This is a genomic window from Lishizhenia sp., assembly GCF_057456495.1.
In genome coordinates this window covers 1-12377 of the sequence record NZ_JBVCPV010000077.1, presented here as the reverse complement: position 1 = coordinate 12377, position 12377 = coordinate 1, and the positions used below count along the sequence as shown (strand labels likewise).

The window sequence follows — 12377 nt, the reverse complement described above, 5'->3', positions numbered from 1 at the left end:
GAGTGCACTATATTATTAGATCAGCGAGAGGAGGTATCGTTGAAACCTATGCAGGAGGTGCGCTGGATACGGCCGCAGAACAAGGTCCGCCACTTACCCTTGGTTTAGATATAGACTTACAAGCTTACGGAGAAAAGCTAATGACCAATAAAAAGGGATGTATAGTTGCGATTGAACCATCTTCTGGAGAAATTTTAAGTTTGGTTTCTGCTCCGAGTTACGACCCTAATATGATGGTGGGGTCTCGTAAAATTAAGGAGAACTATAGAAAACTTGTGAACGATAGTTTAAAGCCTTTGTTTGCACGACCGTTGCAGGCCGAATACCCTCCAGGTTCTATTTTTAAATTGGTTCAGGCTCTAGTTGGTTTGCAAGAAGGAGTAATTACGGAAAATACCGGGTTTCCCTGTAATAAAGCAATGGTGGGTTGTCACAACCACCCAAATGCACAAAATATACAAGATGCGGTAAAGATGAGTTGTAATCCGTATTTCTATTACGAGGTTAAACGCATTATTCAACAAGGAAAAGACAAAAGTATTTTTAAGGATGCAGCGCAAGGACTTGATCTTTGGGAAAAATACATGAATAGTTTTGGTTTAGGAATTAAACTTGGAACAGATATTTATGGTATTCGAAGTGGTGTTATTCCCAATAGAGCCTTTTATAACCGTTGGTACGGAGAATATCGATGGGCATTTAGTACAATACGTTCAAACAGTATTGGTCAAGGAGAGGTGAAAGTTACACCCTTACAAATGGCAAATTTAGCGGCTATTATTGCAAATAGAGGTTATTACTATACGCCGCATTTTGTGAAATCTATTGGTAAAGACGGACCAAAAGAAGAGTACTTGGTCAAACACAATACCATGGTGGAGCATCAGCACTTTGCACCGGTAATCGAAGGAATGCGTAGAGTAGTGGAGGAAGCAGGAGGTACTGCAAGAAGTGCATTTATTGATGGAATTCCATTGGCCGGTAAAACCGGGACAGCTCAAAACCCACACGGTAAAGACCACTCTGTTTTCATTGCTTTTGCACCTATAGATAATCCTAAAATTGCTATTGCTGTTTTTGTAGAAAACGCAGGTTTTGGAGGTACGTGGGCAGCGCCTATTGCCAGTTTGATGGTAGAGAAATATTTACGTGGTGAAATCACGAATGAGAGAAAAGAAGCACGCATTTTAGAGGCTAATTTGTTGGAGTAAATGGATAGAAAGAATACATACGCCAGAAACCTAGATTGGTCTTTAATTTTTATAGTGATTGCCATAATCATTATGGGGATTATAAACTTGTATTCTGCTGCCTATAATGAGGACAGACCCTTTTTATTGAATTTGAAGACCTTGTATGGTAAACAGATTATGTGGTTTGGGTTTGCCTGTTTTGCGGGTTTTGTAATCAGTTTAATTGATGCGCGATACATTCGGAAATTGACCATTCCCATATACTTATTTACGGTAACCTTGTTGGTCGCTGTATTGTTCACAACTCCCATTAATGGAGCGCGCTCTTGGTTAGGGTTCGGTTCTTTTGGTATTCAGCCTTCGGAGTTTGCGAAATTAGGAATGGCCATGATGCTGTCTTACCAGATTTCGGGAATCAAATCCAAGGTGATTAATATTAAAACGGTGACAAGTATTATCGCTGTATTATTAGTAACCATGGCCTTGATTTTGGCACAAAATGATACGGGAACTTTCCTTGTTTTTACGGCCTTTTTATTCGTTATGTATAGAGAGGGAATAACCTTTGATCCCTATGTGCTTTTACTGACCAACAATATTTTAGGATTAAGGCTAAAGCATACATGGGTGGGTGTTCACTTTATTCCTGTGTTATTCGTGGTGGTTTTCTTTAGTGTTATAGCACTTATTTTCGCGGATTCTGATCAATCCTTTACGCTGGGTTCTTTTGTTTTGAATATACCGGGTTGGGCCTATGTATTGATCGTTTTATTTGTGGGTGCATTGATTGCTTTGCTCTTGGTCAATAGGTTAGCTACTACAAGGAATAAGAAAAGACTGTCATTAATCATTATTATTGGCTATATAAGTTTTTCTACCTTGAATGGATTAATTGCAATAGGTTACTTGAAAGTATTCCAGTCTCACCAAAGAACACGTATTGACTTGGTGTTGGGGAAAATCAATTCAGAAGAGGAGAAAGATGGTAAAGATTATAACCGTAACCGAGGTATGGCAGCTGTTGGTTCAGGTGGTTTGTTAGGGAACGGTTATAGAAATGCCCATTTAGCAAGTCCAGAATCGGGACACGTTCCAGAAAGTGAAACGGATTTTATCTTCTGTGTTTTTGCCGAGGAATGGGGGTTTGTGGGTTCTTTTATCGTGGTAGTGTTGTTTACCCTTTTATTGATTAAAATAGTGACAATAGCGGAACGACAACGGAGTACTTATTCGAGGGTCTACGCGTATTCAGTCGCTATGATTATTTTTTATCACTTTGCAATCAATATTGGTATGAACTTAGGGGTAGCCCCAGTGATTGGAATACCTTTACCCTTCTTCAGTTACGGGGGAAGTTCTATGATATCTTTCACTGTAATGATATTTATCCTTTTAAAGCTGGATGCTCAACGAAAAGAAGTGTTGTTCTAAATGTCAAAATTCGATTTCATAAATAAAATAGAAGAGCGAAACCCGTTTCTACAAGTGCTAATATTGATTTGTATTGGTTTAGTGGCAAGTGTAGTGTTGGGTTCTATCGCGGTTAGTTTATATAGTTCCTTTACTGATGTGAACTTGATAGAGTATCCTTTGTCCATGTCGAAAGAACAACCTATCCTTTTTATGATAGTGAATCAAGTTCCTTTTCAAGTTGGAATGTTCTTAATTCCAGGTTTAATTTATCGACAATTTCAACGTTCTAAAAGCAATTTCCAAACGGGTAATGCACTATGGGGTGTCGTACTCTTCGGGGTGATGGTATTGCTCCTACCTTTTTTAACGGAGATTAATACTTGGGTATTAGAGAAGTTAAACATGTTAGAGGGAGCCATGCAAGTGAAGTCCCAATCTGATAGTTTGATTGAAAATTTAGTAAGTGGTCAAGAAACTTCTGTGTTTATAAGTACGCTTATTGTTATCGGTATAATTACAGGGTTCGCTGAAGAATTTTTCTTTAGAGGTTTCGTCTATGATCATCTAGCGGTAAATTCAGGTAATAAATGGCTAGCAATTGTGGTGAGCGCATCATTTTTTGCAGTACTTCATTTTAATTATGTTCAGATTCTCCCCCTTTTGTCTTTTGGGGTGGCTTTAGCGTTGATATATGAGTTTTCTGGCTCAATATACCTCGGGGCAGCTTTACATGCGCTAAACAATGTTCTAAATTTGTACTGGTTATATACAGAGGATTATCCCAGTTTTATGGAAGATCATAATTGGATAGTAACGAGTGTAGGATTGGGAGCTTTACTCGTTTTACTGTTTCTAAAAAGAACGGAACTTTCTCTTAAGGCTTAATTCTAGAAGTGTAATTTAGAAAGGCGTGTGTATAGTAAATCGCTGGATGGTTAATGATGCCTCCTAATTTATGTAACAGCGATTTTAACCTTTTCCAATTCGTACGCGATACCTATAAGCGCTATTCCAATACATGAAGTCAAGTGTATAATTAAAGATCTCATTTTATATAGATAAATTTTGCTTTTAGTTGGGTGATCTAAAATTTCGAACAGATTAGTCTTTGTTGACACACAAGGAGTCAATAGCTGAATAGTAGTATTTCATCATGCTATTTTCATTTGATCAATAAAAAAAAAGAGGCAACCTAATGGCTACCTCTTTTCTAATTATATCTGGGAGTACAACTAGTTGTTATCTATTGAATAACCGTTGTTGTTTCCTCTTTCTGCTGCGTGATAAGCAATCGTGTTAAAGTCTGCATTTTGCAATTCCTTTTTAGCATCGAATAAGATACCAACAGGTACTTGCTCATCCACTTTAAAACACGTTACTACTTTTTCTTTAGGAGTAGCAAAACCTTTTGGTTTTTGAGAGTATTTGTCAGATTTCCATTCGTCAATCTTATCAATATTCCCTAAAATACCATCGTACTGAACGGCAACACCTTTGTCAAATTTAGAAGCGTCTCCAACGATTGGTTTACCTAAGTAAACGAAGTCAACTTCACTTCTTTGTTTGTAGGGTGTTAAATCAGTAAGTCCAACTCCAGTAGCATTGTTAATACGTACCATCGGATCGATATCCTTAGTAGTTGTTGCTACCATGAAGAAGAACAACAACATAAATACGATATCAGGTAATGATGAAGTATTAATTGCTGGTGCTGACTTACCTTCGTTCTTTTTAAACTTTGACATATCGTTTAATTTTTTGGTGCAACTTCAATGATTTTCTCTGGGAAAAGAATTTTCAACAATTCAATTCTTTCTTTATATAAAGGAAGAATAGTTGGCATGTCTTCATTCTTGTTCTGCTCGTAGAATTTCTCCATTGTAGAGAATTTGATGTTGAAAAGCTTCATACTTTCTTCATCTCTCATCTCTGTAATCGCACGTTGAATTTCTGATTGAATCGCAATAAATGCACTGTAATCCGTTCCAATTTGAGGAACAATTCTAATGTGTGCTTCTCTTGCTATCTCAGGCATGATAGTCGCTCCACTTTCACTGTAAAGATCAAAAGCTCTTTGTTTTTTCTCCCACTCAGAAAGTTTGTTCATTTGAAGTTCATAGTACTGACCCCAGTAATCTGATGGATCTCTTTCCATTTCTGCTTCAATACGCTCTATCTCTGCATTCACCTGTGCTAAACCACCGTCAATAACCGCTTTAGTAATGTTCGCATAGTAAGGGTAGTTTAATTTACGCTCACCAGCTCCTTTTCCTCTGTTCGCAAGGAAGAAGTGCTTAATACGACGGTGCAAGTTGTCGATTTCCTCTACAGGTAAGATAGAATCACGTACAAACATTTCCTGTCTGTCGTTAATCTTAATCTCGTAGATGTTTTTCTCTTCAACTTTGGGTGGTTTTTCCATTTCAATGTCCAACTTCTTTGGGATCTGTCTTAAGTATCCCGCGTCTTTGTCCATTGTAGTGGTAACCAAGAAGAAAATCAAAAGCAAGAACGCGATATCTGCCATCGATCCAGCATTTATTTCCGGTATTTCTCGCTTAGACATATTCTTAATTTTTTCTTACTAAATTGATAACTGGTCCTAATAAGATAGCTGCAATACCAACAATTAAAGTAATTGCTGCTGTCCAAATACCTGCTGTAGAAGAGTCGATAACATTTTGTTCAACTTGTACATCTTCAGCTAATCTTAAAGATTCATTTGTGTCTGCAGTTCCAATTGCGTTAAGGATAACGTAAAGGACACCTACTAAAATGATTCCTAAGATAGACTTGATTGCCTTTTTAGGTTGTGTAACCAATAATACTACGAAGAAAGCCAATACTAAAAACGCACATAACCCGATAGCAACGAAGCTAAACATAGTTGTAGACGTTAATAAACCTCCTTCTCTAAACTCTTCGACTACCTCTGGTGCACTGTTCTCAACGTGAACGCCTGAGAACATAACCGATAGTCCTAAGATTAATATAGGGACGATAATCGCTAATTTAATAGCCATCCCTATGATGTTCGTTGTTTTATTTTCCATTATAAGATGGATTTAATAGTTCGTAACTCGTGCTCTCTTACTTAGAAGTAATTTTGTACTTCAACATCATGTCTACTAAAGAGATAGATGCATTTTCCATTTCATTCACTAAACCGTCAATTTTAGATACGATGTAGTTGTAGAAAATTTGTAAGAAGATCGCTGCGATCAAACCGAATACTGTAGTCAATAAGGCTACTTTAATACCTGCTGCTACTGTAGTTGGAGATACCTGACCATCCTCAACGATTTTATCGAAGGCGAAGATCATACCGATTACCGTACCCATGAACCCTAACATTGGTGCCAAAGCGATGAATAAAGAAATCCAAGAAACTCCTTTTTCTAATTGTCCCATCTGAACACCACCGTAAGAAACTACTGATTTTTCAACCATTTCGATTCCTTCGTCAGCTCTATCTAAACCTTGGTAGAAGATAGACGCGATAGGTCCTCTTGTGTTTCTACACAATTCTTTAGCTTGAGCAACTCCACCTTGAGATAAGGCAGCTTCAACATCTTCTAAGAATTTGTTTGTGTTGATTGATGCTAAGTTTAAGTATACGATACGCTCAATACATAAAGCCATACCAATTACTAAACAGATCAATACGAAAGACATCCAGAATGGATCACCTTCGATGAACTTTTGCTTTAAAGTACCAGTAAAGTTTAATGGTGCTTTTTCTTCAGCCATTCCTGCTTCTGCGGGAGCTTCAGTTTCTGTTTCAATTGCTTCTGCAACCGGACTAGCTTCTTCTTTTATAGAATCAGCTTCGTTAGCCATTTCTGTTGTTGTTGCTTCAACTGCTTCTGTAGAATCGCCATCTTGAGCTAATGCTCCGTTAACAAATCCGAAAGTCATCATTCCGGCGATCATCAAAGAACTTATTACTTTTTTCATGTTCTCAAAGATTAATTTTAATCGTATTCCTAGTTTATAATTATGCCTAAATTAATAAAATTCTGACAGTTCGCTGCGGAGAGAGAGGGATTCGAACCCTCGGTTCCGATACAATCGGAACACTCGCTTTCCAGGCGAGCCAGTTCAGCCACTCCTGCACCTCTCCTCAAATTCCTGTCAAAATTAGAGCGCTAATGTACAAAAAAATTGCAACAAGCATTAAGGGCCTAGATTACCAAAAGGTTAACACTATGCTTGCATTTCCCCAACAATATCACGCTTTAGTGCGGCAATACACTCATCCTTAGAGCTGTATCTTCCTAATACATACATCAATTTAGCTAATGCAGATTCTGTTGTTAAATCTTTCCCATTTACTACACCTGCTTTATTGAAAAAGGAACTGCTTTCGTACAAACCTTGTTGCACAGAACCAGACGCACATTGTGTAATATTAAGTATTATTCCGCCCGAGGTGGTGAATTTTGTGATTAAGTCTTGTAATTGTTTATTGTGTGGTGCATTTCCCGCACCAAATGTTTCTAAAACGATGGCTTTGGTATGTTTTGGATCGAAAAGTCCTTCATACATTTTCATATGAATGCCGGGATACAGTTTTAAAAGTGCGATGTCTTCTTCAAAGGCTGTAAATAATTCCAAGTCCTGTAGGCTTGTTCTATATAAATTAGGGTAGTGATAATTGATATCAACTCCAGCTATTGCCAATTCTTGATAATTGGGGGATTGAAAGGCTTCAAAATGCTTGGCAGAGACTTTCGTGGTTCTATTTCCTCTGTATAGGGAGTATTCAAAATAGATGGCTACCTCTTGAATCAATGGCATTCCGTTGTCGTCTTTGCTTGCAGCAATCTCTATGGAGGTGATAAGGTTTTCTTTACCGTCCGTTCTAATCGTTCCAATGGGTAATTGAGACCCCGTTAAGATGACAGGTTTTCGTAAACCTTGAAGCATGAAACTTAATCCTGAGGCAGTAAAGGCCATTGTATCCGAACCGTGCAATACAACAAATCCGTCGTAGTCATTATAGTTCAACTCTATCTGACGAGCAATGCGTGCCCAATCTTTGGGGTGCATGTCAGAAGAATCAATAGGGTCGTCAAACGATATAGAAGATAGATCTACATTTAGTCTGTCCAATTCTGGAACTTGGGCATTGAGGTGTTCAAAATCAAAGGCGCGCAATTCACCTGTGATGTTGTCTTTCATCATTCCAATCGTACCCCCTGTGTAGATCAATAATACCTTTGCATTCTCCATAAACCTATTCTGTTTTACGCTTTTATGATTTTTGGAAATACCTGTTCTGCATTTTTTGTAGTAATGGCAGCAATTTCTTCTACGGGCATTTCAAATATGTCTGATAATTTATCTGCAATGAAAGGAATGTAAGCGCTTTCATTTCTTTTACCTCTATTCGGTGAGGGTGCTAAATATGGAGCGTCTGTTTCTAAGACCAAATGTTCAAGTGGAATTTCTTTAACCACTTTGTCTAATCCCGCCTTCTTAAAAGTAACAACACCCCCAATACCCATTTTGAATCCGCCGTATGCAATGATTTTTTGAGCTTGCTCCACCGTACCTGTGAAACAATGAAAAACACCTGTTAGGTTTTCGTCGTTATGCTTATCAACGATTTCAAAAATCTCATCAAAAGATTCTCTGGCATGAATTACTATGGGAAGATTCAATTCTTTTGCCCAAAGTAGTTGTTGTTCAAAAGCTTTTTGTTGTTGTGCCAATAAAGTTTTATCCCAGTACAAATCAATACCTATTTCTCCCACAGCAATGTAGGGTCTTGAGTAAAGTTCTTTTTTTACCAAATCCAATTGGTGGTCTACATCTTCTGTAACGTTAGAAGGATGTAGTCCCATCATACTGAAACAATTGTTGGGGTACTTTTCTTCCAAAGCATTCATGGCATTCACCGTATCCAAATCTATGTTTGGTAGCAACAGCTTATCAACACCTGCATCTAATGCTCTTTGAATAACTGCTTCGTATTCACCTTCGAATTTCTCTGAAAACAAATGTGTATGTGTATCTATGTACATCTTAAGATTTTCTGAATTTTTTATACAATTTTATCGCTATCATTAGTCCTATGGCTACACCGAAGAAGCCGAGTGTAGCATATACCCAGTTTGTGGCATTTTTTTGCATGACAACAAACACAATGGCTACCATAAATAAAGTAGCTAATTCGTTCCAAAAACGCAGTTGAGTAGAACTCCATTTAATGTCATCCCTTTGAAATTTTTTAAAAATGCGATGACATATAAGGTTATAAGCAATCAATAAAACAAGTAAGGTTAGTTTTACATGCATCCAACCGGCTTTCAATAAAAAGGGTTGTTCAATAAAGAGCCATACTCCAAAGCAGATTGTTAAGATCATAGCTGGTATGGTAATGATATACCATAGCTTGCGCTGCATGAGCTTAAGTTGATTGGAAATGATTTCTTTCTCGGGTGAAGCTTTTAATTGTGCTTCCGCATGATAAATGAACAAACGGACAATGTAGAACAGTCCGGCAAACCATGAAATCACAAAAATGATATGCAGGGCTTTAATTGCTTGTATACTCATGGGGTCAAAGTTATGGATAATTTGGAAGAAAGGGAGAGGGAAAGTAAGTTCGTGTATTTTGATATTTAAAGACTCTATTTTTTGGACCTTACTTCGTAGCTTTGGTTTTGTTCATTTCTTTTGCATTGCCCAAAAGAAACGAACCAAAGAAAACGCTAGGCTGTGTAACTAAAACTTCCTTTTTCTTCATGAAAACAAAGTTCGTTCGTTGGATCTCTATCGAGCTAAACGAACTCTCTAAGCTTTCATTTTGAAAAATCAAGTTTCATTTACAAGGCCGAAGAAAATACAATGTCAAAATTCAAGGAGAATATGGACGGTTTGAGTAGAGGCATTGTGAATCCCTTTGGTCACCTATGTGGAAGTTGTAGTTAAAACCATGGACTCTTTTCTTGCTCAAAACTCAAATGGTGTACTGACTTTACACCATGCTGTTCTTTAAATCTTTAAATAGCGAACTGAAAGTCCGTGGTTAAATTTTTAAATCAAATCCATCAAATAAGCCATTTCGTCAAAAGTTCAAATCATTAATTTCACTAAGGTTACAAGGCTCAAACCTCAAACCCTCAAAGCAAAAAAGGCCAACCCTAAGGTCGACCTTTTCAAAAGTATCTATAGAAATTACTTACTCAGCGGCTTGAATATTCAAGGCCAAGTTTAATTCTGTTAATTGTTCTTCGTTCAATGCAGCTGGTGCATCAATCATAACATCTCTTCCGTTGTTGTTTTTTGGGAAGGCGATGTAATCGCGGATAGAAGACGAACCACCCATAGTAGCTACCAATCTATCTAATCCAAATGCCAATCCTCCGTGTGGTGGAGCTCCGTATTCGAAGGCGCTCATTAAGAATCCAAATTGTTCTTCTGCTTCTTCTTTAGAGAATCCTAACAGATCGAACATTTTAGCTTGTAAGTCTCTATCGTGGATACGAATAGATCCTCCTCCTAATTCAACACCATTCATGGCTAAATCGTATGCATTTGCTCTAACTTTTCCAGGATCTGTTTCAATTAAGGCAATATCCTCTTGTTTTGGAGAAGTGAAAGGGTGGTGCATTGCATGGTAACGACCACTTTCTTCGTCCCACTCTAACAATGGAAAATCAACAACCCATAATGGTTTGAAAACATTAGGGTTTCTCAATCCTAATTCATCTCCCATATGTAAACGCAATTCATTCATTTGATTGCGCGTTGTATGTAAATCTCCAGATAATACTAACAATAAGTCACCCGGTTTTGCATTGGCTTTATCTGCCCATGCTTTTAAATCTTCTTGCGAATAGAATTTATCTACAGATGATTTGAACGATCCATCTTCGTTACATTTAACGTAAACCATTCCTTTTGCACCAATTTGTGGACGTTGTACCCACTTTGTTAAGGCATCCAATTGTTTTCTTGTGTAAACGGAACATTGTTCAGCGTTGATGGCCAATACTACTTCCGCATCATCAAAAACCTTGAATCCTTTGTTTTGGGCAACATCGTTCAAGTTAACGAACTCCATTCCAAAACGAATGTCTGGTTTATCAGAGCCGTATTTTTCCATCGCTTCTGCATAAGTCATGCGAGGGAAAGCTTTATCTAATTCAACGTTTCTGCAAGTTTTGAATAGGTGTTGAACCATTTTTTCGAAAGTGTTCAATACATCTTCCTGATCAACGAAAGACATTTCACAGTCTATTTGTGTAAACTCTGGTTGACGGTCAGCTCTTAAATCCTCATCTCTAAAACATTTTACAATTTGGTAGTAACGGTCATAACCAGAAACCATCAATAATTGCTTAAACGTTTGAGGTGATTGTGGAAGGGCGTAGAATTCTCCTTCATTCATTCTACTTGGAACAACGAAATCACGTGCTCCTTCTGGAGTAGATTTAATTAAATAAGGAGTTTCAACATCAATAAATTCTTCTGTATCTAAAAACTTACGCGTTTCTAATGCCACTTTGTTACGTAAGGCTAATTTTTCTTTAACCACATTTCTACGTAAATCTAAGTAACGGTATTTCGCTCTCAATTCTTCACCACCGTCTGTGTCATCTTCAATTGTGAAGGGTGGAGTTTTAGAAGCGTTTAGGATATTTATTGCTGAAGCAATGATTTCGATTTCTCCAGTTGGAATATTCTTGTTTTTGCTAGATCTCTCCTTAACAGTTCCTTTGATTTGAACTACGAATTCACGACCAATTTTTCTAGCTTGCGCAGCTAAGTCGGCATTGTCGTCACTATTTAAAGTGATTTGTGTAATTCCGTAACGGTCTCTAACATCTATAAATGTTAATCCTCCTAGTTCTCTCGAACGTTGCACCCAACCACTTAAGGTTACTTCTTGTCCAACGTTATCTATTCTTAATTCACCGCAAGTATGTGATCTATACATTTGATTCTATTTAGTGCTGCAAAAATAGGAAGCTTAATTGAGAATTAAGAATTAAGAGGGAAGAATTAATCTATGGACTTATACAGTCTTAGAGTCCGTGTAAAAATTTGTTTATATAAAGTAAAAAAAAGGGAGGTCCTATTTTATTGTTGGGACATCATTGAATAGTTGACCCGCATAATGAGAAGTTTGTGATGTTGTTTGAATTTAGGTACTTATAAATATCGACTCTCTAAATCCTCACGAATGCTAGTGGGCATTTAATTTTAGATTCAAGTATTCTGTGCTTCTGAAGTTCCTGAACTACTCAATATTGATTTTTGGTTTTTGACTTCGAAGTTTGGGTTCTGTTCATTTATTTTGCATTGCCAAAAAGAAACGAACCAAAGAAAACGCTAGGCTGGAAAACAAGTCTTTTAAAAGCTACGAAACGCTTTGGTCGTTCACCCCAAACTCACAAACGCTTTTAGCAGATTTTTCTGCTAAAAATCTGAAAGCTGGGTTCAAACACTGGGTTCACTTCCCGGCGCTTATTCTTGTTTTAATAAGAATTGTTTTCAAGGCCAAAAATGAATTCAAAAATTAAAGTTTAAAAAAGATTGGGAAATATTAAGTAGAGCCTTTGTGAACCTTGTAGTAACCTATGTAGAAGTTGAAACCACGGACCAATACTCAAACTGTATGCTGATTTTACTCCATGTAGTTCCTTAAATCTTTAAATAGCGAACTGAAAGTTTGCGTTTAAATTTTTAAATCAATCTATCAAATCCTTCAAATTTCTCGAAATTATTGGGAGTTCATATACACGAACATTACAGCAT

The 12377-nt window shown here is 37.3% G+C and carries 11 protein-coding genes and 1 tRNA gene; 3 read left to right on the top strand and 9 right to left on the bottom strand.

Features of this window, described 5'->3' with window-relative positions:
• From AC22ZQ_RS07250 to AC22ZQ_RS07240, 3 genes are all read left to right on the top strand, one after another.
• A partial coding sequence (locus AC22ZQ_RS07250; protein ID WP_318958116.1) for a penicillin-binding transpeptidase domain-containing protein occupies positions 1 to 1211 on the top strand: 1211 nt, incomplete at its 5' end.
• Positions 1212 to 2624, top strand: a complete 1413-nt coding sequence (gene rodA / locus AC22ZQ_RS07245) for a rod shape-determining protein RodA (RefSeq protein ID WP_318958115.1) — start codon at positions 1212 to 1214, stop codon at positions 2622 to 2624.
• Between the two features lie 54 nt (positions 2625 to 2678).
• Complete coding sequence (locus AC22ZQ_RS07240; RefSeq protein WP_318958114.1) at positions 2679 to 3491, top strand: CPBP family intramembrane glutamic endopeptidase; 813 nt, start codon at positions 2679 to 2681, stop codon at positions 3489 to 3491.
• A gap of 347 nt (positions 3492 to 3838) precedes the next feature.
• Here the strand turns inward: AC22ZQ_RS07240 and AC22ZQ_RS07235 are convergent, their stop codons facing one another.
• The 9 genes from AC22ZQ_RS07235 to aspS form a co-directional block, all read right to left on the bottom strand.
• The gene (locus tag AC22ZQ_RS07235; protein ID WP_318958113.1) at positions 3839 to 4351 is read right to left on the bottom strand and encodes an ExbD/TolR family protein; all 513 of its coding nucleotides are present in this window, start codon (positions 4349 to 4351) and stop codon (positions 3839 to 3841) included.
• A 5-nt stretch (positions 4352 to 4356) separates the two neighbouring features.
• Positions 4357 to 5172: an ExbD/TolR family protein gene (locus tag AC22ZQ_RS07230; RefSeq protein WP_318958112.1), complete on the bottom strand. Its 816-nt coding sequence runs from the start codon at positions 5170 to 5172 to the stop codon at positions 4357 to 4359.
• A gap of 4 nt (positions 5173 to 5176) precedes the next feature.
• Positions 5177 to 5659 carry a hypothetical protein gene (locus AC22ZQ_RS07225; protein ID WP_318958111.1) on the bottom strand — a complete coding sequence of 161 codons (483 nt, stop codon included), beginning with the start codon at positions 5657 to 5659 and terminating at the stop codon, positions 5177 to 5179.
• A 37-nt stretch (positions 5660 to 5696) separates the two neighbouring features.
• Positions 5697 to 6563 (bottom strand): MotA/TolQ/ExbB proton channel family protein, encoded by an 867-nt coding sequence (locus tag AC22ZQ_RS07220; protein WP_318958110.1) that lies wholly within the window; start codon positions 6561 to 6563, stop codon positions 5697 to 5699.
• Between the two features lie 76 nt (positions 6564 to 6639).
• A tRNA-Ser gene (locus tag AC22ZQ_RS07215) sits at positions 6640 to 6729 on the bottom strand.
• An 83-nt stretch (positions 6730 to 6812) separates the two neighbouring features.
• A complete protein-coding gene (locus AC22ZQ_RS07210) occupies positions 6813 to 7841 on the bottom strand; it encodes an asparaginase (RefSeq protein ID WP_318958109.1) in 1029 nt (342 codons plus the stop codon).
• Between the two features lie 14 nt (positions 7842 to 7855).
• Positions 7856 to 8635, bottom strand: a complete 780-nt coding sequence (locus tag AC22ZQ_RS07205) for a TatD family hydrolase (RefSeq protein ID WP_318958108.1) — start codon at positions 8633 to 8635, stop codon at positions 7856 to 7858.
• A 1-nt stretch (position 8636) separates the two neighbouring features.
• The gene (locus tag AC22ZQ_RS07200) at positions 8637 to 9170 is read right to left on the bottom strand and encodes a CopD family protein (RefSeq protein ID WP_318958107.1); all 534 of its coding nucleotides are present in this window, start codon (positions 9168 to 9170) and stop codon (positions 8637 to 8639) included.
• A 625-nt stretch (positions 9171 to 9795) separates the two neighbouring features.
• On the bottom strand, positions 9796 to 11556 hold the full coding sequence (aspS, locus tag AC22ZQ_RS07195) for an aspartate--tRNA ligase (protein ID WP_318958106.1): 1761 nt from the start codon (positions 11554 to 11556) through the stop codon (positions 9796 to 9798).
• Positions 11557 to 12377: the final 821 nt, after the last annotated feature.